Raw genomic sequence first — 22641 nt, forward strand, 5'->3', positions numbered from 1 at the left:
TAATTTTATATTATTTACCTTTGTGCGTGGAAAATTCTAAACTTACCAGATTAAATAAATACCTAAGTGAAGTAGGGTATTGTTCTCGTCGCGAAGCCGATAAATTAATCGATCAAAAAAGGGTTACTATAAATGGTCAAATTCCCGAAATGGGAACTAAAGTTAGTCCGGATGACACAGTACATGTTGATGGTGAATTGATTAGTGCACCTAAAGAAAAACATGTGTATCTTGCTTTTAATAAACCTGTTGGAATCGTATGTACTACAGCACAAAATGAAAAAGATAATATTATAGACTATATTAATTATCCCAAACGAATTTTTCCTATTGGTAGATTAGACAAACCCAGTGAAGGCCTTATTTTCTTAACTAGTGACGGAGATATTGTAAATAAAATTCTAAGAGCTCGCAATAATCATGAAAAGGAGTATGTAGTTACCGTTAATAAACTAATAAGTCCTCAATTTATTAAACGAATGAGTAATGGTATTCCAATTCTAGATACAATTACTCGTAAATGTGAAGTAGAACAAATAAACAAATACAATTTCAGAATTGTTTTAACTCAGGGGCTTAATAGGCAAATTCGTAGAATGTGTGAATATTTAGGATATGAAGTTACTAGCTTAAAAAGAATTCGCATTATGAATGTAGCATTAGATGTTGCTGTTGGCCAATGGCGCTATTTAAGTGACGAAGAATTAAAGGTGCTTAACTCTGATGTTGATGACTCTAGTAAAACAGAAGAAGCGTCTATCTTAGAAACCCCAAAACGAAAAACACGATTTAATAACTCAACCCCTAAAAAGACACACACTACCCATAAACCAAGAAATAAAAGACGTCGAGATCGTTAAAAGGTTAATTGTTAATTAAATGTCAATTTCAAGTATTCACTAATACATATTCTATAGATTAAGTAAATTTCTTACTTATTACATTATAGAGCATGAACACACAAATTTCACCATTCCATTTAGCCATACCAGTAGATGATTTAAAAAAAGCTAGGCAATTTTATCGTGACATCTTAGAGCTTGAAGAAGGCAGATCTAGTCAGCATTGGGTAGATTTTAATTTCTTTGGTCATCAATTAGTCATTCATTATAAAGCCAAATCAGATCACGAAACTACATACAGCAACCCTGTGGATGGTAAAGACGTTCCGGTTCCACATTTCGGAGTTATTTTAGAATGGAATACATGGGAAACACTTGCAGAAAAATTAACTAAAAAAGAAATTAAATTTGTAATAGAACCCTACATTCGATTTAAAGGAGAAACCGGAGAACAAGGCACAATGTTTTTTTACGATCCATGCGGAAACGCCTTAGAATTTAAAGCCTTTAAAAATACTTCACAAATTTTTGCCAAATAACTACATATACCACATTTTACAAACAAAAACATTAGGGTTTTAACATAAAATCACAAAGGTTAACACTTTTTTAGTATATTTAATCGCTAAAATATTCATAATCAAGTGATAAATACTCCCTAACCATGAAAAACGTTACCCTATTAACCTACACGTTATTGTTGTTATTTAGTGTAAGCTGTGGTGTTCCACAAGCGGATTTTGATAGACTAAAAAAAGAAAACGAAAAGCTAAAAAAAGAAATTGCTGAGTGTGAGTTAACTCCTGCAGAAATTTTAGAAAAGGCCAATGTTTATTATGATGCTTCGGATTTCACTAAAAGTCGTGAAAAACTTAAGACTTTGATTGCAAAGTATGCTAATTCTGATGAAGGAAAAAAAGGCAAAAGATTACTAAAAAGGGTAGAGAACAAAATATTAGAAACAGCTCGTGCTCAAAATGATCAAGATACCGAGGTTGAAGAAGAGGAGAAAAATGAAGGTTTAAGCGAAAAAGAAGAGAAAGAAAGAAAAGCGAGACAAAAAAAGAAAGAAGCCGCAATTGCCAAAATGAACAAAAAATACGATATCAATGATGATGTCACTTGGTATTCCGACAAATCTTCAACCAAATTGAATACCAAAAATTATATTCAAGCATATATTGGCAAAAAAGAAAAAAAACCATGGATAGGAATATCTATTAACTATTTCTCTAAAAAGAAATGGCTATTTATAGAAAGAATAGAAATTATAGCCGATAAGAAGACATTCGAATTAGAAGAAAATACGCCTGGTGAATTTAATTCTAAAGAAGAATCAGGAGGAAAAAGAGAATGGTTAGATCGCGTAATAAAAAATGAAGATATGCTAATGACTAAAGCTATCGCTTCTAGTAAAATTGCCAAGATAAGATTTGTAGGAAAAGATGATGTAAGTACCAGAACGATTAGCAAAAATGAAAAGAAAGCTATCAAAAATGTTTTAGAAGCATATGTGGCACTTGGTGGAAATATTAAGTGATAAAAAAAGTATTCGACACTTCTTTTAGACACAGAAACAATATTTAACATTAGACAATCGTTAAAAAAACAACTTTTGTATAATTACCGGTATATTGTTAAAGGTATACTAAAAAAATCTTCATATATTCCGCTCCCAGAATAACTCGAAAAAGAAAAAATGGATTTAACAAACCCCTTAGTCTATGGAGTGCCTTGCTTTTTAGGACTAATTTTAGTAGAACTTACTTACAGTAAAACTCATGATCATGACAAAAAAGATCTTTACAAATGGAAAGATCTTGGTGCAAGCGTATTTATGGGGGTAGGTTCCGCAATACTGGGGCCATTAATTAAAACTGTTTTTTCGATTGTCCTTTTTCATTATGTATATGAATTTTTTAATCCTGAGGTTAATGGGGTCCGCACAAACATTATGGGTTGGCAATCTTTTGGTTATGCTTGGTATATTTGGCTTTTATGTCAATTAGCAGATGATTACACATACTATTGGTTTCATAGACAAAACCATATGGTAAGAGCCTTGTGGGCTGCACATATAGTACACCATTCTTCAGATAATTTCAATTTAGGAACAGCAGTACGTAACGGTTGGTTTACACTTTTATATAAACCCTTATTTTATATGTGGATGCCAGCTATTGGATTTCCTCCTGAAATGGTTATTGTTTGCCTTGGTATAGAAGCACTATGGCAATTCCAGTTACATTCTGTTTACATACCCAAAATGGGAATTATAGAAAAGGTATTTAACACCCATACTATGCATCAAGTACACCATGCTAAAAATGTAGAGTACATGGATAAAAATCATGGTGGATTTCTTAATATATTCGATAAAATATTTGGTACTTGGAAAGAATTAGATGAAAATATAGAAGTACAGTATGGAGTAACTCACGCTCCCAATTCTTATAACCCATGGGTAATCTTAACTCATGAGTACAAGGATATATGGAATGACACTAAAAAATCTAAAAACTGGTACCACAAATTTATGTACATTTTTGGACCTCCAGGATGGAGTCATGATGGCAGCACATTAACGGTAAAACAAATGCAACGCGAACTTGAATTAAATAAACAAAAAAGTTTAACTTAGTATCAACCATACGTTTCTTGTTTTTATAATCCATTGCTAGTTTTACCATGAGTTATCAGCACCTTATTGATCAACAGCGTCATTTTTTCAATACAAATACTACAAAAGACCTTTCGTATAGAATTAATGAGTTAAAACGTTTAAAAAGTGTTTTGTTAAAAAATGAAACACGTTTATATGAAGCGATCTATCAAGATTTTAAAAAATCAGAATTCGAAACATATACTACAGAATTATCTATTATTTATCATGAAATTGATCTTGCGGTTTCAAAAGTAAAAAAATGGGCAAAAAAACGCAGGGTATCAACAGGCTTGGCTAACCTCCCAGGGAAAAGCTATATTATTCCTGAACCCTATGGAACTGTTTTAGTTATTGGCGCTTGGAATTATCCGTATCAATTATCTCTCTGCCCTGCAATTGCAGCAATTGCGGCTGGGTGCACCGTAATCTTAAAACCTAGTGAAATACCTTCACAAACTGCAGCTATAATGGCTGAATTGGTTAATGAAAATTTTGATCCGAAAATTTTTAAAGTAGTAGAAGGAAGTGTAAAAGAAACTACAGCCTTGCTTAATCACAAGTTTGATAAGATATTTTTTACAGGTAGTGCAGTTGTTGGTAAAATCATCTACCAAGCAGCGGCAAAACATTTGACACCGGTAACCTTAGAATTAGGTGGCAAAAGTCCCGCAATTATTACTAAAGATGTCAATATAGAAATGACCGCTAAAAGATTAGTCTGGGGTAAATTTTTAAATGCAGGTCAAACCTGTATAGCTCCTGATTATGTTATGGTCGAATCTAGCATAAAAGAAACATTTTTATCGGCGATAAAGAAACAAATCGAAAAAGCTGATTATAATGTAGACAATCATAATTATACTCAAATTATTAATGATAAGAATTTTGAACGTCTCGAGAGTTTAATTGACAGTGATAAAATCTATATTGGAGGAAATTGCAATAAAGAAAATCGCATCATCCCTCCTACCATTCTAACAGGTGTAGATTTTGAAGATAAGGTTATGCAAGATGAAATATTTGGACCTATTTTACCTATTATAGAGTATACTAATATTAACGATGCTATTAAACAAATAAAAACATTGTCAAAACCTTTGTCTTGCTATGTTTTTACTAAAAACATAGCACTAAAGAATAAGATCTTAAATGAAATCTCTTTTGGAGGTGGTGCCGTAAATGATGCTGTTATGCATTTTACTGAACAAAAACTTCCATTTGGAGGTGTTGGTGATAGCGGAATAGGAAATTACCATGGAAAATATGGTTTCGAAACTTTTTCACATTACAAAAGCATCCTACAAAAATCATTTTTAATAGAGCTTGATTTAAAATATGCCCCATATAGCGCCAAAAAATTAAAATGGCTTAAGAAAATTATTGGATAACTTTTTTATCTTCTAAAAGTCCAAGAATATAGTGTTCTACTTGCTCGGTATCCCATATGTTCTCTATATCATCTAACTTCATTACTTTATCCATAATTGCAGCTTGTTGATCTCCAATATTAAGAGCTTCAGAATATGGTCTACGACTAAATGTCACTCTAGAATATAACGGTAACCATTTATCAGGATATTTTTGAGAGAATTGTTTTTCAATTCTTTTTCTTAAAATAAACTCTGGATCTGCTGTTTTGCTACTCATTTCTATAAAGTTACGGTATGAAAGTTCTGCAATCGCATCGGCATTAGGTTTACGAGATTTTTGATACATTTCAAAAATCTCTTCCCAATTCTTATCTCCTTCATTTTCTATAATTTCGTCCAAAATTGAAATATCTTCAAAACCAGCATTCATACCTTGTCCGTAAAAAGGCACTATTGCATGCGCAGAATCTCCTACTAACGCTACTTTATCCCAATAGGTCCAAGGGTAGCATTTCATCGTAACTAATGCACTAGTAGGATTACTTTTAAAATCTTCGAGTAAAGTCGGCATGATAGCAATTGTATCAGGAAAATATTGTTTCCAAAACTGCATTACGGCTTCATCGTTTGTCAATTTTTCAAAAGAACTATCACCTTCATGGGGCATAAACAATGTACACGTAAAACTACCATCAAGATTAGGTAATGCGATAAGCATAAATTTACCTCTTGGCCAAATATGCAATGAATTTTTATCTAATTTATGAGTCCCATCGGTATTAGCAGGAATTCCTAATTCTTTATACCCCGTATCTAAAAATTTCTGAGAATAATTAAATCTACTTCTTCTTTGCATTTTATGACGTACTCTAGAAAAAGCGCCATCACACCCAAAAATCATATCGTATTTATATTCTTTCCACTCTCCTCTTTCCGTTTCTCCTGTATAAATCTTTGCCTCTGGCAAATTAATATCCCATACTTTTTCATTAAATCTAAAAACTGCTCCAGCTTCCTCTGCAAGGGTTATCATTTTTTTGTTCAATATCCCTCTAGGAATTGAAGAAATAGCTTCCCCATCTTTACCATAATATTGATGATAAATCGGTTCTCCCGTTACATGCATTGTTCTCTTGTTCATAGGGATAGCCAGTTTTCTAACTTCATCACCTATTCCTATTTTATCAAGTGTTTTCCAACCTCTAACAGACATTGCCAAATTAATAGAACGACCGCTAAACTCTATCGTTCGTATGTCGGGTCTTCTATCAAAAACTGTAACTGTATATTCTCTTTTTCTTAAATAGAGTGCTAATAATGAACCGACAAGCCCACTACCTATTATAGCTATATTTTTTGTTTGCATATATTATTTGCAATTAACAACAAGTTGGAATACTACATACAATCTGGAAAGATTCGAGTTTTAATGCATCCAACAAAGTAAGCTACAATCTTTATAAAGAGCATATGCAGACATTAAAACCTTCGGTAAATGTAACGATTATTAGCGAATTAATATACAATCATCTACAATCTGATACATCTCAAATTAATACGAACGGATGTGCTAAGTATAATTTACTTAAGTGTAGCTTTAATCGTAAAAAGTAAAGGATACAATTTATCTTTAGTTTCAAACATTTTTTTGCTATTTTGAATTAAATCCGGAAAGATTTCATAAGGAGATTCATCATACTCTCTTAAATATTCTATCGTAAGTCCTGCTTCGGCAAGTGCCGAAACCACTTCTCCTAAACCATGATTCCAGGCAAATTCTTTACTAATCATTTTAGAATCCTGATCAGCATAGGTTCCTTGATACTCTTCATAAATAACATCTTTTTGATGATATCCATACTTGAGAGTCGGTACACTTTCTAAGTAATCAAACATCCAAACAATAGGATGAAACTCTGCAATATAAAAAGTTCCTCCTGACTTTAAACGTTCGGCGATCATTTTACCCCAAGGTTTTAAATCTGGTAACCAACCAATAACACCATAACTTGTATAAACAATGTCAAATTTATCTTTAACAAAAGTAGACGTATCCAAAACATTACAGCATACAAATTTAGCGTCTTGATTTAATTCTAAATTTAATTGTTCTGCCAATATAATCGCTTCTTCTGATAAATCTACCCCTGTACATTTAGCTCCCATCCTACTCCAACTTAAAGTATCTTGTCCAAAATGACATTGCAAATGCAATATAGATTTACCAGATACATCGCCAAGGGCTTCTAATTCAAACTTTTTTAATGAGGTTTCACCTTTCTTAAAGTTGTCAATATCATAAAAAGCACTTTTGGCATGAACACTAACTTTTTTATTCCAAGTTTCTTTATTAGTTTCAAAATACTCTTTAAATTTTTCAGACATCGCTTTAAGATTAATTAGATTTGAATAACAATTATTTTATCAAAATAATCTTTAAATATAAATGAATCATTTTACATCAGAACAACTTAAAGAATTACCCTCTAGATATCGCGCAAATTTAATGAATAGCTGCACAGGATATAAACCCTGTAATATTATTGCAACAAAAAGTAAAAATGGAACTACAAATGCAGCAATCTTTAACTCTATCGTTCATATTGGTAGTAATCCCCCAATGATTGGTTTTATAATGCGTCCAACAACAGTTCCTAGAAACACCTATAAAAATATCAGGGAAACAGATTTTTTTACTATTAATCAAGTATCTGAGCATATGATTAAAGATGCGCATCATACCGCTGCTAAATACGATGAAGATATTTCAGAATTTGAAAAGACAAACCTCAACGAAGTATTCCTTGATAACTTTTATCCTCCTTATGTTCAAGATAGTCCTATAAAATTAGGCTGTAAGTATGTAAATGAATATCTAATAAAAGAAAACGACACAATTTTAGTTATTGGATCTGTTGAACATTTGTATATTAATAATGATTACATCCATACAGATGGTTGGGTACAACTTGATAAAGCTCAAACGGTTGCTTCTATTGGTTTAGATGGATATGCATTACCCACATTACTTGATCGATTTGCTTATGCTAAACCAGACCTAAAAACAAAATCTTTGCTAAACAATTCATAAGAACTACAGTTAATTTTATAAAAACCTTAAGAATTCAAACGTTTCGAAATATTGCAGAGGCTTTTTTTATTGACTAATTTTAAAGGATGAAAATTTCTGTAGATCATCTTCATAAAATTCCTGATTTTAGTACCGTACCTGATGACCAATTGCAATGGCTTATAGATCACTCGCATCTTCAGAAATATAACATTGGAGATTTCTCTTTTGAAAAAGGTGACGCCATTGATAGTTTATTTATTGTGCTTAAAGGTCAAATTGCTATAAAAATCAAACAAAACGGAAATTATAAATTTGTTAGTTACATCAATACCAACACCATTGGTGGTCTACTCCCTTTTTCTAGAGCTCAGTCTGCACTTGGTTATGGTGAAGTAACTGAAGATACAGAGCTTTTAATCTTAGAGAAATCATTTTTTAAAGAAATGATCGCTAAACACTATGAACTTACAGAAAGTTTAGTGCATAACATGACATCAAGAGTCAGAGAGTTTACAAAAAACAATTTACAATCTGAAAAAATGATGGCACTTGGTAAATTATCTGCAGGACTAGCGCATGAATTAAATAACCCCGCCTCTGCTATGTTGCGCAGTGCAAAAGCTCTTAAAAAACACTTATCACATGTGCCAGAAAAGTTTAAAAGAATTATTTCAATTCAGGCCACCAACGAAGAAATAGATATTGTTAACAACCTGCTATTTGATAAAATCACCAATCGTCCTGAAAATAATATGTCGCTAATAGAGCGTAATGAAAAAGAAGATCAACTTGAAGATTGGCTAGAAAACCATAATGTCACTAATGCCTATGAACTAACAGAAACACTATTAGATTTTTGTATTGACGTTTCTGCAATAAAAAGTATCCATAAAGAAATAGGAGCTAAAAGTTTTCCTACGACTATTGAATGGATTGAAAATGTACTAACTACCGAAAAAATGGTAGATGAAATAGAAGAAGCTTCTGATCGAATTTCTAATCTTGTACAATCTGTAAAAAGCTATACGCATATGGATCAAACTCCAGAAAAGGTTGCCACAGATATTCATACAGGTATAAAAAGTACATTAACAATGCTAAATCATAAGTTAAAGCAAAAAGGCATTATTATAAAAAAACAATTTCAAGACAATCTCATTGCTCCTAAGATTTTTGTTAGTGAGATCAACCAAGTGTGGACTAATCTCATTGACAATGCAATTGATGCTATGGACCACGGTGGCACATTAACTATTATAACAACAAAAGATGATGGGGATTTCATAAAAATCGAAATCATCGATAACGGAAAAGGAATATCTAAAGAACATATTAATGCCGTCTTTGATCCTTTCTTTACGACAAAAAGTATTGGTAAAGGCACAGGAATGGGATTAGAAGTTGTTCAACGAATTATTAATCAACATAACGGAAGTATTAAAGTTACCTCAACAAAAGGAGAAACAATATTTACCGTATGCTTACCTATCAATTAACACAAATACAAATGAGTAACATTACAAATATCAAAGGAACTTTTGATTTACATAATGGCATTAAAATGCCCTATTTAGGATTGGGGGTATATCTTGCCGATAACGATAGTGAAGTAATTAATGCTATACATTGGGCTATTGACCATGGCTATCGACATATTGATACTGCAAGTATTTACAAAAACGAAGAAGGTGTTGGTAAAGCGATTCGTACTGCTTCAGTATCGCGAGAAGAACTTTTTATTGTTAGTAAAGTGTGGAATTCTGATCAAGGTTATGACACCACCATCAAAGCATTTGAGGAAAGTCTTCAAAGATTACAACTGGATTACCTAGACTTATATTTGATACATTGGCCAGTAAAAGGTAAATATAATGACACCTGGAAAGCATTAGAAACGTTGTATAAACAAAAACGCATAAGAGCTATCGGTGTTAGTAATTTTATGCAACATCATTTAGAAGATTTAATATCCCATTCAGAAATTATTCCTATGGTAAACCAAATGGAATTTCATCCTCATTTGGTACAACAAAACCTAATCGATTTTTGTAATAAACATAAAATTATTTATGAAGCATGGTCACCTATGATGCAAGGAAAAATTTTCGAACTATCAATACTAGATAATTTAGCTCATAAATATCAAAAAACTGTAGCTCAAATTGTATTACGCTGGAATTTACAAAAAGGGGTTATTACAATTCCGAAGTCCGTTAAAAAAGAACGTATTATCGCTAATGCAAATCTATTTGATTTTGAATTATCTGCTGAGGATATGAATTATATCGATGCATTAGATAAAAATCAAAGAACTGGGCCAGATCCTGATAATTTCAATTTTTAAAACATGAAGAAACCTATCATATTTGCATTAGATGATGATCCACAGGTATTACGCGCTGTAACTAGAGATTTAAAATCAGAGTATCGAAGTAATTACAGGATCATGAGTACTGATTCTGCAAATGATGCACTTGAAGCGTTAGTTGATTTAAAAAAGAAAAGTGAGACTATTGCACTCTTTTTAGTAGATCAAAGAATGCCCGAAATGTTAGGTGTAGAATTTTTAACGAAAGCCAAAGCATATTATCCGAAAGCAAAAAAAGTGTTACTAACTGCATATTCTGATACTGATGCAGCTATTAAAGCTATTAATGATGTTCAGCTAGACTATTACTTAACTAAACCTTGGAATCCGCCTGAAGAAAAGCTCTATCCAACATTAGATGACTTATTAGACGTTTGGCAACTAGATTTCCAACCAGAATTTGACGGTATTAAAGTTTTAGGGTATCAATTTTCTCCTAAATCTCATGATATAAAAGATTTTTTATCAGCCAATTTGTTTCCTTTTCAGTGGTTAGATGTAGAAAATAATGAAAAAGCTAAAGAGATTATCAATCTTTATGGTCTTACCGCAAAGGATATGCCTGTTGTTTCTTTACAAAATGGGGAATGTTTAAAAAACCCAAACATTGTAGATATTGCTGTAGCACTTGGATTAAATGCACATCCTAAAGACAATCTATATGACGTAGTCATCATAGGTGCTGGACCATCGGGACTTGCTGCTGCCGTATACGGAGGATCCGAAGGTTTAAAAACTTTATTAATTGAGAAACATGCGCCAGGAGGCCAAGCCGGCACCAGTTCTAGAATAGAAAACTATTTAGGGTTTCCTAACGGACTAAGTGGTCAAGAATTAACACATCGAGCTATCACTCAAGCTAAACGATTTGGAATAGAATTCTTATCCCCTCAGGAAGTTACTTCTATTTCAGAAAAAGATGGCTATAAAAATATTATGTTGGGTAATGGGGAATCTATTAGTACAAAAAGTGTAGTCATAACCACAGGCGTCAATTACCGAAAACTAGACTCAGAAGGTATCGAAGAATATACAGGAGCAGGGATTTACTACGGATCATCAATGACCGAAGCGCAAGCATGTCATAATAAAGAAGTTTATATCGTTGGAGGAGGAAACTCTGCCGGACAATCAGCTGTATACCTTTCCAAATTTGCAAAAAATGTACATATTGTAATTCGTAAAAAAGACCTATCAAGTAGTATGTCTAGTTATCTTATTGATCAGATAGATGCTATTGAAAATATTATCGTATTAGGACATACTAATATCACCAAAGCAATTGGCAAAAACGAACGTCTTCAAGAATTAAAACTTAGCAACAGCGCTACTGCAGAAACAAAAACAGTAAAGGCAGATGCATTATTTATTTTTATTGGTGCGAGACCTTATACTGATTGGTTAGCTCTTGATATTATTAAAAATGAACGAGGCTTTATTGAAACAGGTAGAGATTTAACCAGATATGATAATTTTAGAAAAATCTGGAAAAAAGATAGAGAACCATTTTTATTAGAAACCTGCAGTCCTGGAATATTTGCATCTGGAGATGTTAGAGCAGGCGCTATGAATAGAGTTGCTTCTGCTGTAGGTGAAGGAGCTATGGCTATAAAATTTGTACACGAATATTTAGCAGAAAGATAAGACTATGGCTTTTAAACCAAAAATATGTGATCATTTACAACATTTTGATAAAAATACGATCAAAAAAAACGATAGTTATCAATGTTCAGAATGTATCAAAACAGGAGACTCTTGGGTTCATTTAAGAACTTGTCAGGAATGTGGTATTACACTTTGTTGTGATTCTTCACCCAATAAACATGCGAGCAATCATTATGCATCACACAATGCACATTCTGTCATAATCTCTGCTGAACCAAATGAAAAATGGGCATGGTGCTATGAACACAAATCTTTCTTACAATATTAAACCGTTTACAGATTATATGACTCTTGTTTAATTTTTAAACCTTAGCAAGTTTCGGGTTCTATTCCCTAAAAATTACTAAGATATTTGTATTCACAAAATAGGACCATTATGAATATAGAAAATTCTACTATCACCGACATTGATGAAATATTTAGATTATATAAAATTGCTACAGCATATCAAAAATCAAAAGAAACAGTAGTTCTATGGCCTAAGTTTCAAAGAGAACTTATAACTCAAGAGATTACAGAAAATCACCAATGGAAAATAATTATTGATAATCAAATCGCTTGTATTTGGGCTACAACATTTAGCGATGAACAAATTTGGGAAGAAAAAAATAGTGATCCCGCAATTTATATACATCGAATTGCTACTAATCCAGATTTTCGAGGACACAACTTTGTGACAAAAATTGTAGAGTGGGCAAAAGAATATGCACAAAAAGCACATAAAAAGTATATTCGATTAGACACCATAGGTAATAATGAAAAATTAATAGCTCATTATAAAAAATCTGGGTTTGATTTTCTAGGTTTTTTTGACCTGAAAAATACTCAAGGATTACCTGAACACTATAAGCAAGGTCCAGTTTGTTTATTCGAAATAAACCTTACTGTTTCTGCCAATGAATAGGAAGAATAGATTAAATCAAATCTTTATCTTGTAACAACTCAAATTCTTTTAAATTCCTATCTTAATAATCACTACCTTCAATCATTAAACTCAAACCATAATGAAAAGCACTAGTTTTATTACTATTAGGATTTTAAGGTATTTAGTTCTTTTCTTTTGGTTTACATTTATGCATTGCTCTTGTAAACAGAAATTAGAGCATACTTCAATTCATAAAACAATAGATCCCTTAGAAGGTGTATGGAAACAAACCAACTTCTACCGTCTTTCAAATAGTGATACAATAATCTCGGATAGTACTAAAGTCCAACATAAAATTTACCTTGATGGCTACGTAATGTGGACATCTAATGCAACTATTGATTCTTTAGAATGGCATGGTTACGGAACTTATACATATAAAAGTGATACTCTAACAGAAACATTAACATCAATGTCAATTCCTTTAAGAGCATATACTAACATCTATCCAATAAAAATAGATCTATCTAAAGAAGATGTATTAAAACAGATCATTCAATATAAAAATAACGACACTATTTACCAGAATATTGAACTTTACAGGAGATTAAAATAACATCACACACTTATATATTTTTACCCATTAGATAAGTCCACAAAAATCTGTACAAGATTAATCTGTATTTTAGTAAACAGGAAAGCATCAATCGAACAATAAAACCTTAACAAGTTTACTATGAATACTCTCAAAAAAACAGTCTTTTTAATACTCTTTTCTTTTTTACTAAGTTCTTGTGGAGCTATTACCAAATCAGTTGCAAACAAAAAACTAACAGAAGAAAAAGGAGCCATCCCCGTAGAATTTGGAAAGGATGATACTACTACAATGATATTTATAACACATCACAGAAGTTACAATAAATATTTAAAAAAGAATGTCAAGAAGATTTACAAAGGCAAGTACGAGTTTGTTACTGAAAGTGAATTCTTAGAAGATGAGAAATACAAAAATACCGATATCTATAGGTTTATTTTTGATTACAACTATCAATCTGCTGGATACAACTATTCGAAACAAAGAGATTACCTATATAGCGTAAAGAAATTTTCTATTCTGGACAGAAAAACAGAAAAGTTATATAAAAGCCCTATGACTTCAAGTTACTGGAGTAAACTCCAAAAAGTTTATCTTCAAAAACTAAATGAAAAATTAATCTCAGAACAAAACTAATCCAAACTTATAGTATTGACATATAATAAAAGTAATTTTAGAAAATGTATTACATTTTGTTATTTAACTTTACGAATTAATCATCTTTACATCTCAATTTTCAATTTTTGTCGAAAATTAAATCTTTAATAAATCTTAACAAATTTACTTAAATTCGAAAAATCTCCTCTTATTTTTAAAATTGTCTAGTAAAGTTCATATCTAAACATTCTATTGTGAAGTTAAAAATATATATTTGAGTGACAATAGTCATATTAAATTGACCGATAGAACAACATCTTTTGTCTGTGATACTTTCTTATTTCACTCTTCTATACCCCATACTTACCACATGAGTTAATAGAATTCTTTGAAAAGAAGAAACATATCCATGAGGCAAAATCCAAAATATAAACTTTTAGAAAACCATATTAGATGGAAACAAATAACAAAGTCTCGTTAAAAGAAAAAATAGGTTACGCACTTGGTGATGGTGCTGCAAATATTGCATGGAGAGGTGTTGCTACCTTTTTATTTATTTTTTATACCGATGTCTTTGGTTTAACTCCTGCAACTGCAGGTCTCGTATTACTTGTTGCCAGATCAAGCGATGGTATTAGTGATATATTAATGGGTATTATTGGTGATCGAACCAATTCTAAATATGGTAAATTTCGCCCATGGATTTTGTGGACTGCTATACCTCTAGGCTTATCTCTATCTTTATTATTTATTACTCCTGAGTTAGGAGAAAATGGCAAAATATTTTATGCATATGCCAGTTATCTATTTTTTACTTTAGTTTATACCGCAAATAACATCCCTTATGGGGCGCTTATGGGTGTAATGACTGGTGATGATAAAGAACGCACCAGTATTGGTTCTTTTAGAATGGCAGGAGCTTTTGCAGGAGGTATGCTAGTTCAAGGAGCTTTACTCTTTTTGGTAGCTTATTTTGGTAATGTAGATCCATCAATCCAAATTTCCAAAATAAATGAAGAAACGTTCAAAGTAGATATTTTAGCTTCGAAAGATGTTGAGCATGTAAACATTAAAACTAAAGATGGTATTGCCACTTTTGTATGGAACGACCCAAACAAAACTGAAAATGCACCAACTACAGGTAAGAGTTTTCAAATGACAAAAGGGCAAAATTATAGCTTTACAATTACTGGAGAGAAAGAACTATCAAATGATGACATTTCAATTATTGATCAAAAACAGGGATATAGTAAATCTATGTTTGTAATGTCGGCATTATTAGCCCTATTAATGTTAATTACATTTTTGACCACTAAGGAGCGAATATTACCTCCAAAAGATCAAAAAAGTAATTTATGGAAAGATTTCAAAAATCTGTTTACCAATAAACCTTGGGTTGTTTTACTTATTATAGGTCTATTGTTTAATATATACAACTCTATTAAACAAGGTATTGTAATTATTTATTTCACTCATTATTTAAATGATCAATTGCTATCCGCCTCTTATTTAGTAGGCTTAATGCTAGCTTCAATTGCAGGAGCATTTTTCACTGCCCCATTGAGTAAAAAATTCGGAAAAAGAAATCTATTTATTTATGCCTTAATTTTTTCTGGTGTTGTAAATGCCTTATTTGTATTCTGCACAAAAGAAAGCATCGGTGCAATATTCTCAATAGGAATTATATCAGAATTCGCTTCTGCAATGTTTCCTACTTTATTTTTTGTAATGTTAGGAGATGCAGCAGATTTTTCAGAATGGAAAAACGGAAGAAGAGCAACAGGACTCATTTACTCTGCAGGCTCTTTTGCCACAAAATTTGGTGGTGGGATAGCTGGTGCTATAGTCGGTTTTACTTTAAGTGCTTTTAATTACAATGGGCAAGATACGTTAACTATAGAAGGTGCTATTCCCGGTATGATTATGTTGATGAGCTGGATTCCTACTATAGTGGCACTCATTGCTGCAGCTATGATGCTTATGTACCCTTTAACTAGTAAAAAAATGGGACAAATAACTTCTGATTTAAATCAAAGAAGAATTTCAGAATAACAAATTATAAATTAACTAGCTCTTATCAATAACCATACTTACACAATTTTTAAAAATGAACACATTTCCAAATGATTTTATATGGGGTACCGCTACTTCTTCTTATCAAATAGAGGGTGCTGCAACAAAAAATGGCAAAGGGCCTTCTATTTGGGATGCTTTTTCGAGTATTCCAGGTAAAACACATAATGGCGAAACAGGTGAAATTGCTTGTGATCACTATCATAAGTTCAAAGAAGACATCCAACTCATGAAAGATCTTGGGATTAAAGCCTATCGTTTTTCAATAGCGTGGTCTAGAATTATGCCAACAGGAAAAGGAAAAATTAATGAAGAAGGAATTAAATTTTACTCTGAATTAATCGATGAACTTATAAAAGCAGATATTGTTCCTTGGGTGACTTTATATCATTGGGATTTGCCATTAGCGCTTCAATTAGAGGACGATGGTTGGTTAGGAGATTCAATATCGGATCATTTTGCCACTTACGCTGACTTATGCTTTGAACGTTTTGGAGATCGTGTAAAAAACTGGATAACCCTAAATGAACCTTGGGTTGTTGCCATTCTTGGTTATGGACAAGGTGTATTTGCTCCTGGTAGAGTTTCTACTTCTGAACCGTATTTAGCGGGTCACCAATTAATTCTTGCTCATGCTAAGGCCGTACATATCTATAGAAAAAAATATAAACATCAAAAAGGCCAAATAGGGATCACTAATAATTGTGACTGGAGAGAACCCCTTACAGATAGTAATGAAGATAAAGAGGCTGCAGAAAGAGCTTTACAGTTTTTTCTGGCTTGGTTTGCAGATCCTATATACAAAGGAGATTATCCTGAAACAATGAAAGAACGTTTAGGAGATAGATTACCAAAATTTTCTTTAGAAGAACAAAAAATGATTAAAGGCACTTCTGATTTTTTTGGATTAAATCACTATACTACAATGTATGCAGCCCATGATGATGGTAGTCCTAAAGACCGAAATGTTTATGGAAATGGTGGTATCTCTGAAGATCAAGAAGTGGATCTGTCGTTGGATAAAAATTGGGATCTTACTTTAATGAACTGGGCTGTTGTACCTTGGGGATGTAAAAAAATGTTAGAATGGATCGATAATCGTTATGATAAACCAGAAATTTACATTACAGAAAACGGATGCGCCTATGCCGATCAACTCATCGACGGAAAAGTTAATGATCAAGAACGTTTAGAGTTTTACAAAGGATACTTAAATGCCTGTCAACAGGCTATTGAAGGTGGCGTAAAATTAAAAGGTTATTTTGCATGGTCCTTTATGGATAACTTTGAATGGGCTTCTGGATACGACAAAAGATTTGGGCTACATTACGTAGATTTTGAAACACTACAGCGTAAACCAAAAAAATCGGCACTTTGGTTTAGAGAAGCAATAAAAAACAATAGCGCTAATATAGACTTGCTATAATTTTTTGATCCTTCTAAAATTCAAAAAATAGTTCTTATCTTCCGTGTTAAAAGAGAATAACTTTTAATACAAAAATAGCTCTATGAGTATCATAAGTATAAGGTTTGTTCAACTTACTTTACTATGCAGTATGCTTTTTATAACAAGCTGCAAAACAGTACTAGCACCAGAATATGATAAAGCTATTGTAGAGAGTGTTAGTGTTACAAGTCAAAAGACGATGAGTTTTGTGGCATCTGTAAGTAATGGTGTTACTCAGGAAACTTTTAAAAATCGAGAACCAATATACAATTACTTAATAGGTGCTTTTGATGCATTAAAACTTCAGGCAAGAGCCAGACCTGTGCCTCGAAATGTAGCTACAAAACAAATTAACAAGCTCCTTAAAATCAAAGGGCATACAACTGTAAAAGATGAATATTACCCTAGTGCATTTGCATTTCAAAAAATAGCAGAAACACTAACTAAAATGAAAGATACCGATAGATCTAAAGGCATTAAACCATTTGCTGTAGAAGCATTTAAAGGTCAAATAGAAATCTTTCTTGATCAAGCAATAACCTATGAAAGCTTTTTAAAACGATAATATAATGGACGAAAAAGTAGTAAATCTCATTACAGAGATTAAAAATGTTGCTTCTTTGATTTTAGAAAAAGACATCTCTAGTGTTAGAGGTTTTAGTGAACGCCAAGTAGAAGCTATTGCTAAACAAACTATAATTATTCAAAAAGGAGTTGAAAATGGCGATATTGATAAAGAATTAAAAGAATTCTTTTTAGATGGCTTAGAAGCTATGACAACAAATTTTGTAAATACACTTAAAGGTATTTTATCTGCAACCATAGAGACCGTTTGGAATGCTATTATTGATGTCCTTTGGAAAGTCATTGATTCTACAGTGAAATAACAACTTCTTAAATCTACGGAATTCTCAGTATTATTTGTACATGTAGAAAATTTTGTTTGACTATTCATCCTCTCCTAAACAACTGTATATCAATCATTTTCAATATACCTATTATTGGGTATTGAACTATGTCTTTAATGAAGATAATTTTGAAACAACAAATTATTATTCACTAAATACACCACCAAATGATCATCGTAGACCGCTTTTTAGAAAATCTATCTATAACAGAAAAAAGATATGAAAGAAGAAAAGATTACAGAACAGAAGTAAATGCACTCAAACCTTCTGGAAAATACATTGACACAAGTCAACTTCTTAAAAGACTAGAATACAAAGGGTTAGAAAGTAATAGCGTTTTGTTTACAGATAAAATAACACGAGAACGACTTATTGGAACTGATGATTTACTAAATATTAATTTTTTATCAAAGGGATTGCATGCATCACATGCAGTAGGTCGTATCACAATTAACTCTGATAACGGGCAAGGCTATGGTACTGGCTTTTTGATCGGGGAAAATTTAATGATTACCAATAATCATGTTATTACCTCTAAAAGTGATGCACATAAAAGCTATATAGAGTTTAATTATCAAGAAGATCAGAATTCATATCCCACAAATCCTGTTGCTTTTAATTTTGAACCAGATAAACTTTTTATAACATCAAAAGATCTTGATTTTACAATTGTATTTGTAAAAGGTGTCTCTTATGACGGAAGAAGTAATTTAACAGATTTTGGAAGTCTTAAATTAATTGAAGAAATCGGGAAATTGCAAATAGGAGAAAAAGTATCTATAATTCAACATCCAAATGGAGAAAGAAAACAAATTGCTCTAAGGAATAATGAAGTAATTGATATTTTTGATCAATTTGTACATTATAAAACTGATACTGAACCCGGATCATCGGGATCGTCTGTCTTTAACGAGGATTGGGAAGTAGTTGCGTTACATCATTCTGGTGTTCCAGAAAGAGATGCTAAAGGTAATATTCTTACTAAAGACGGAAGAATATGGAGTCATTTTGACGGGGAAGAAGCTATTAACTGGATAGCCAATGAGGGAATACGAATTAGCTCAATCATTAAGTACCTTCGGTTAAATGCTACAGAAAATCAAAAAGTCTTCTTACGTCAAATTCTACAAGGCAATAATCTTGTAAATGGCTCCATAAAAAGACCCAGTATTGGGGTAGATAATGATTATTATAATAGTGAAAAGGATAATTTAAAAATCAAAGAATATTATACAACTATTGATCTAAATAATAATGATCAATTATTTAATGACCTAAATATATTACTTCGTAGATCTCACCAAAATATTTTACCGTATAAGCCTTCTAAATATGTATATCCTGAAGTCGATGTACAAGAAAACGGAAAAATTCGCAGTATTTACTCAGGAAAAGAATTTACAGTAGAAGAGCTTATACTAGAAGATGATCGAGTTGATTTAGAAAGGAAATCAAAATTATTAGAACTTAAGAAAAATAATAATCTAGTATTACTTGAAGATTATTCAGCCTCTATAGATAGCATAGAGTATAGTCTACCCTATAATTGCGAACATGTTGTCCCTCAATCTTGGTTTACCAAACGCAATCCTATGAAAGGTGACTTACATCATCTCTTTGCTTGTGAGTCTAGATGCAACAGTTTTAGAAGTAATATCCCCTACTATGATTTTGCAGATTATAATCCTGCTCAAATTGAAGAAGTAGTTCAAGAAGAATGCGGAAAAAGAGAGGGTAAAAAATTCGAGCCCGAATTTAACAAAGGAGCAGTAGCTCGAGCCACACTCTATTATTTACTAAGATACCCAAGAATGTTAGATAATAATTATGACGAATCAAGACTAAACACACTACTACAATGGAATCAAAAACACCCAGTAACTATTTATGAAAAACATAGAAACTATAAAATTCATCAAATGCAAGGCAATAGAAACCCTTTAATTGATTTTCCGGAATTGGGCGATAAGATTGATTTCAAGAAAGGATTATAATTACTCAATAAAATCTAATAACTATGACACAATCAGAATTAATAATCAAGTCACTAACCTCTGTTGTAACTCTAGCAGGAATACTAATTGGGGTATATCAGTTTAATAAAGGACAAAGAAAATTACAAGAAAACGAACTAGAACAAAGGGCATTTGAACTCAAAAAAATACATCTGGGAAATCAGTTTGAAGCCATTTCAAAATTCAAAGAAATCCAATCAATTAAATATAAAGAAACTACCGAAACAATATCTAGTATAATTTATGCAGATGATTATCAATCCAAAGAATGTAAGCATGCTCTAAAAAGATTCTGGCAATTGTATTGGGTAGAATTATCTGCTGTAGAAGACCGTGAGGTAGAAGCTAAAATGGTAGAACTTGGAGAATTTATTAAAAAGCTTCAAAAAGTGAATTTTAAAAACATCTCGACAAACGATAAAAAACAACTGTACAGTTTAGGTTATTCTGTGGCACAAACAATAAAAAAGTCATCTAAAACTTGGGAACTTCCAGAAGGGTTTAAAAAACAAGAATAAATACGTTAGAAGAATTAAAAACACAAAATAGACACCTATATTCTAATCTTAAACAAAAGGATATTACTATCATAATTATAAAAGCTACCCCCAATTACTTTTATGAAAATAATAACCCTGTCGATAATAAAACCAAAAAAAACTTACCTTTATTATTTGTAATGTAGCTAACAAAAAATCGACAAACATCTCATATGATTAAGGAGTTTAAAGAATTTTCAACCGAAGCTTTATTAAAAGTAGCCGATGAAGAGTTGTTATTAGACTATAAAGTATCAAAACTAATTAGTCTTTATACTTTCATTTGGTCTAAAAATGGTAAAGTAATTATCGAAATTGATGGAATTGTAACAACCCTAGAAAAAGATAGTATTGTTGTTCTAACTCCAAATCAATATTTTAAATACTTAAGCGGCTCTGATCTTATAGTTTATCAATTTAATCGTGAATTTTATTGTATTAAGGATCACGATAAAGAAGTAAGCTGTATGGGTGTTTTATTTCATGGCAACAGTGCCGTTTCTTTAGTTAAACTTGGTGTTTCTGAACGTAATAAACTAGAACAACTACATAGTGTATTTTTAGATGAACTTGATACTGTAGATACCATTCAGGCAGAGATGCTACGCATGTTAATGGCCAGATTTATTATCACTACCACTCGTCTTATTAAGCAACAAAGTAATTTTGATCATGTTGAGGACCAAGGAGACTTGATCCGATCGTTTAATATGCTTGTCGATACTCATTTCAGAAAAGAACATTCTGTAGCATTTTATGCAGAAAAATTGTTTAAATCACCTAAAACATTATCCAATAATTTTGTTAAACTTAAGAAAAGTCCTTTGCAGATCATTCATGATCGCGTAATTTTGGAAGCCAAACGCCTACTTATATATACTGATAAAACTGCTAAAGAAATAGCCTATGAATTAGGTTTTGAGGATGCTTCTCATCTTAGCAGAATGTTTAAAAAGCATACATCATTTTCTCCGTCGGAGTTCAAAAAACAATTAAAATTAGAACCTCAAGGGAATTATTGACAAATGTAAAGGAAAAAGCTCCATTCTATCACACCTAATTTTGTTGCAACTTTGTTGAACAAAAAAGTAAAATATATCATTGAAAACAAATTTCGAATAAAGGGGATAGATATGAAAAATTTGATAATTAAAATTAAACTAGGATTACTCAGCATTTTGTTTTTGGCTTTTGCCGTAAGTAATGCCCAAACAAGATATGAAGAAGAGTTAGAGACTGTTTATCTAAATGACAATCTTGAAGAAGTTGTATACACAAATAATTTTAGTAATTATAACGAAAATTTAATTTCTTCTGATGAAATTGATTTTAGAAAACAAATTAAAAAAGCAAAACTAGAAGGACGCTTTTTACTTTTTCTTTCGGAAAGAAGTAATTTAGAAATTTTGACTGCAGGATATTTAAAAACTATTCGCAAAGGGGCAAATCGAAGTCGTGATGCTGAAGCTTTTGCTGCTTTTCTTAGAGATAAATTACCCGAATTAAAACATCAGTTTAAAAAAGACAATAATTTACAACAACTATATAGTGTTTCAAGAAAAAGTACTTTTAATGGTAAAATAGATGATTTGCCTAGTGTACTTTCTATAGATTTCTAA

At 31.7% G+C, this 22641-nt stretch carries 23 protein-coding genes; 21 read left to right on the plus strand and 2 right to left on the minus strand.

Features of this window, described 5'->3' with window-relative positions; all coding sequences use genetic code 11:
* Positions 1-26 precede the first annotated feature (26 nt).
* The 5 genes from rluF (at position 27) to AWE51_RS09365 (ending at position 4895) form a co-directional block, all read left to right on the plus strand.
* Complete coding sequence (rluF, locus tag AWE51_RS09345) at positions 27-860, plus strand: 23S rRNA pseudouridine(2604) synthase RluF (protein WP_066312594.1); 834 nt, start codon at positions 27-29, stop codon at positions 858-860.
* A 92-nt stretch (positions 861-952) separates the two neighbouring features.
* Positions 953-1381 (plus strand): VOC family protein, encoded by a 429-nt coding sequence (locus AWE51_RS09350; RefSeq protein WP_066312596.1) that lies wholly within the window; start codon positions 953-955, stop codon positions 1379-1381.
* A 125-nt stretch (positions 1382-1506) separates the two neighbouring features.
* Complete coding sequence (locus tag AWE51_RS09355; protein ID WP_066312598.1) at positions 1507-2382, plus strand: hypothetical protein; 876 nt, start codon at positions 1507-1509, stop codon at positions 2380-2382.
* A gap of 159 nt (positions 2383-2541) precedes the next feature.
* Entirely contained in the window at positions 2542-3483 is a 942-nt protein-coding gene (locus tag AWE51_RS09360; protein WP_066312602.1) for a sterol desaturase family protein, read from the plus strand.
* A gap of 47 nt (positions 3484-3530) precedes the next feature.
* On the plus strand, positions 3531-4895 hold the full coding sequence (locus AWE51_RS09365; RefSeq protein WP_066312605.1) for an aldehyde dehydrogenase: 1365 nt from the start codon (positions 3531-3533) through the stop codon (positions 4893-4895).
* On the opposite strand, the gene AWE51_RS09370 is transcribed toward AWE51_RS09365, so the two are convergent.
* Both AWE51_RS09370 and AWE51_RS09375 read right to left on the minus strand, forming a co-directional pair.
* The gene (locus tag AWE51_RS09370) at positions 4885-6243 is read right to left on the minus strand and encodes an FAD-dependent oxidoreductase (protein WP_066312608.1); all 1359 of its coding nucleotides are present in this window, start codon (positions 6241-6243) and stop codon (positions 4885-4887) included. The genes AWE51_RS09365 and AWE51_RS09370 overlap by 11 nt on opposite strands.
* Positions 6244-6458: 215 nt before the next feature.
* The gene (locus AWE51_RS09375; RefSeq protein WP_066312613.1) at positions 6459-7262 is read right to left on the minus strand and encodes a class I SAM-dependent methyltransferase; all 804 of its coding nucleotides are present in this window, start codon (positions 7260-7262) and stop codon (positions 6459-6461) included.
* Positions 7263-7323: 61 nt separating this feature from the next.
* Here AWE51_RS09375 and AWE51_RS09380 point away from each other — a divergent pair, with 61 nt between their 5' ends.
* The 16 genes from AWE51_RS09380 (at position 7324) to AWE51_RS09455 (ending at position 22641) form a co-directional block, all read left to right on the plus strand.
* Positions 7324-7968, plus strand: coding sequence for a flavin reductase family protein (locus tag AWE51_RS09380; RefSeq protein ID WP_066312616.1), 645 nt, complete (start codon positions 7324-7326; stop codon positions 7966-7968).
* Between the two features lie 86 nt (positions 7969-8054).
* On the plus strand, positions 8055-9446 hold the full coding sequence (locus AWE51_RS09385) for an ATP-binding protein (RefSeq protein WP_066312619.1): 1392 nt from the start codon (positions 8055-8057) through the stop codon (positions 9444-9446).
* Between the two features lie 11 nt (positions 9447-9457).
* Positions 9458-10294 (plus strand): aldo/keto reductase, encoded by an 837-nt coding sequence (locus AWE51_RS09390; protein ID WP_066312738.1) that lies wholly within the window; start codon positions 9458-9460, stop codon positions 10292-10294.
* Positions 10295-10297: 3 nt separating this feature from the next.
* A complete protein-coding gene (locus tag AWE51_RS09395; RefSeq protein ID WP_066312622.1) occupies positions 10298-11962 on the plus strand; it encodes an FAD-dependent oxidoreductase in 1665 nt (554 codons plus the stop codon).
* 4 nt (positions 11963-11966) lie between these two features.
* Positions 11967-12251, plus strand: coding sequence for a ubiquitin carboxyl-terminal hydrolase family protein (locus AWE51_RS09400; RefSeq protein ID WP_066312623.1), 285 nt, complete (start codon positions 11967-11969; stop codon positions 12249-12251).
* Between the two features lie 108 nt (positions 12252-12359).
* Complete coding sequence (locus AWE51_RS09405; RefSeq protein ID WP_066312625.1) at positions 12360-12887, plus strand: GNAT family N-acetyltransferase; 528 nt, start codon at positions 12360-12362, stop codon at positions 12885-12887.
* A 100-nt stretch (positions 12888-12987) separates the two neighbouring features.
* Positions 12988-13464 carry a hypothetical protein gene (locus tag AWE51_RS09410; RefSeq protein ID WP_066312627.1) on the plus strand — a complete coding sequence of 159 codons (477 nt, stop codon included), beginning with the start codon at positions 12988-12990 and terminating at the stop codon, positions 13462-13464.
* A 120-nt stretch (positions 13465-13584) separates the two neighbouring features.
* A complete protein-coding gene (locus tag AWE51_RS09415; protein ID WP_066312637.1) occupies positions 13585-14079 on the plus strand; it encodes a hypothetical protein in 495 nt (164 codons plus the stop codon).
* Positions 14080-14493: 414 nt separating this feature from the next.
* Positions 14494-16092, plus strand: a complete 1599-nt coding sequence (locus AWE51_RS09420; RefSeq protein WP_066312639.1) for an MFS transporter — start codon at positions 14494-14496, stop codon at positions 16090-16092.
* A 55-nt stretch (positions 16093-16147) separates the two neighbouring features.
* Positions 16148-17539, plus strand: a complete 1392-nt coding sequence (locus AWE51_RS09425; protein ID WP_066312642.1) for a GH1 family beta-glucosidase — start codon at positions 16148-16150, stop codon at positions 17537-17539.
* A gap of 82 nt (positions 17540-17621) precedes the next feature.
* Positions 17622-18125 carry a hypothetical protein gene (locus AWE51_RS09430; RefSeq protein ID WP_147405071.1) on the plus strand — a complete coding sequence of 168 codons (504 nt, stop codon included), beginning with the start codon at positions 17622-17624 and terminating at the stop codon, positions 18123-18125.
* 4 nt (positions 18126-18129) lie between these two features.
* Positions 18130-18447, plus strand: a complete 318-nt coding sequence (locus AWE51_RS09435) for a hypothetical protein (RefSeq protein WP_066312645.1) — start codon at positions 18130-18132, stop codon at positions 18445-18447.
* Positions 18448-18635: 188 nt separating this feature from the next.
* Positions 18636-20462 carry an endonuclease gene (locus AWE51_RS26100; protein WP_082832378.1) on the plus strand — a complete coding sequence of 609 codons (1827 nt, stop codon included), beginning with the start codon at positions 18636-18638 and terminating at the stop codon, positions 20460-20462.
* 23 nt (positions 20463-20485) lie between these two features.
* On the plus strand, positions 20486-21001 hold the full coding sequence (locus AWE51_RS09445; protein WP_066312646.1) for a hypothetical protein: 516 nt from the start codon (positions 20486-20488) through the stop codon (positions 20999-21001).
* Between the two features lie 194 nt (positions 21002-21195).
* Positions 21196-22044, plus strand: a complete 849-nt coding sequence (locus AWE51_RS09450) for a helix-turn-helix domain-containing protein (protein ID WP_066312647.1) — start codon at positions 21196-21198, stop codon at positions 22042-22044.
* A 111-nt stretch (positions 22045-22155) separates the two neighbouring features.
* A complete protein-coding gene (locus tag AWE51_RS09455) occupies positions 22156-22641 on the plus strand; it encodes a hypothetical protein (RefSeq protein ID WP_066312650.1) in 486 nt (161 codons plus the stop codon).

The organism is Aquimarina aggregata (assembly GCF_001632745.1).
GTDB lineage: Bacteria > Bacteroidota > Bacteroidia > Flavobacteriales > Flavobacteriaceae > Aquimarina > Aquimarina aggregata.

Coding starts and splice junctions, on each gene's coding strand:
- AWE51_RS09350 (WP_066312596.1), top strand. CDS start 953: ATGAACACACAAATTTCACCATTCCATTTAGCCATACCAGTAGATGAT.
- AWE51_RS09355 (WP_066312598.1), top strand. CDS start 1,507: ATGAAAAACGTTACCCTATTAACCTACACGTTATTGTTGTTATTTAGT.
- AWE51_RS09360 (WP_066312602.1), top strand. CDS start 2,542: ATGGATTTAACAAACCCCTTAGTCTATGGAGTGCCTTGCTTTTTAGGA.
- AWE51_RS09365 (WP_066312605.1), top strand. CDS start 3,531: ATGAGTTATCAGCACCTTATTGATCAACAGCGTCATTTTTTCAATACA.
- AWE51_RS09370 (WP_066312608.1), bottom strand. CDS start 6,243: ATGCAAACAAAAAATATAGCTATAATAGGTAGTGGGCTTGTCGGTTCA.
- AWE51_RS09375 (WP_066312613.1), bottom strand. CDS start 7,262: ATGTCTGAAAAATTTAAAGAGTATTTTGAAACTAATAAAGAAACTTGG.
- AWE51_RS09380 (WP_066312616.1), top strand. CDS start 7,324: ATGAATCATTTTACATCAGAACAACTTAAAGAATTACCCTCTAGATAT.
- AWE51_RS09385 (WP_066312619.1), top strand. CDS start 8,055: ATGAAAATTTCTGTAGATCATCTTCATAAAATTCCTGATTTTAGTACC.
- AWE51_RS09390 (WP_066312738.1), top strand. CDS start 9,458: ATGAGTAACATTACAAATATCAAAGGAACTTTTGATTTACATAATGGC.
- AWE51_RS09395 (WP_066312622.1), top strand. CDS start 10,298: ATGAAGAAACCTATCATATTTGCATTAGATGATGATCCACAGGTATTA.
- AWE51_RS09400 (WP_066312623.1), top strand. CDS start 11,967: ATGGCTTTTAAACCAAAAATATGTGATCATTTACAACATTTTGATAAA.
- AWE51_RS09405 (WP_066312625.1), top strand. CDS start 12,360: ATGAATATAGAAAATTCTACTATCACCGACATTGATGAAATATTTAGA.
- AWE51_RS09410 (WP_066312627.1), top strand. CDS start 12,988: ATGAAAAGCACTAGTTTTATTACTATTAGGATTTTAAGGTATTTAGTT.
- AWE51_RS09415 (WP_066312637.1), top strand. CDS start 13,585: ATGAATACTCTCAAAAAAACAGTCTTTTTAATACTCTTTTCTTTTTTA.
- AWE51_RS09420 (WP_066312639.1), top strand. CDS start 14,494: ATGGAAACAAATAACAAAGTCTCGTTAAAAGAAAAAATAGGTTACGCA.
- AWE51_RS09425 (WP_066312642.1), top strand. CDS start 16,148: ATGAACACATTTCCAAATGATTTTATATGGGGTACCGCTACTTCTTCT.
- AWE51_RS09430 (WP_147405071.1), top strand. CDS start 17,622: ATGAGTATCATAAGTATAAGGTTTGTTCAACTTACTTTACTATGCAGT.
- AWE51_RS09435 (WP_066312645.1), top strand. CDS start 18,130: ATGGACGAAAAAGTAGTAAATCTCATTACAGAGATTAAAAATGTTGCT.
- AWE51_RS26100 (WP_082832378.1), top strand. CDS start 18,636: ATGATCATCGTAGACCGCTTTTTAGAAAATCTATCTATAACAGAAAAA.
- AWE51_RS09445 (WP_066312646.1), top strand. CDS start 20,486: ATGACACAATCAGAATTAATAATCAAGTCACTAACCTCTGTTGTAACT.
- AWE51_RS09450 (WP_066312647.1), top strand. CDS start 21,196: ATGATTAAGGAGTTTAAAGAATTTTCAACCGAAGCTTTATTAAAAGTA.
- AWE51_RS09455 (WP_066312650.1), top strand. CDS start 22,156: ATGAAAAATTTGATAATTAAAATTAAACTAGGATTACTCAGCATTTTG.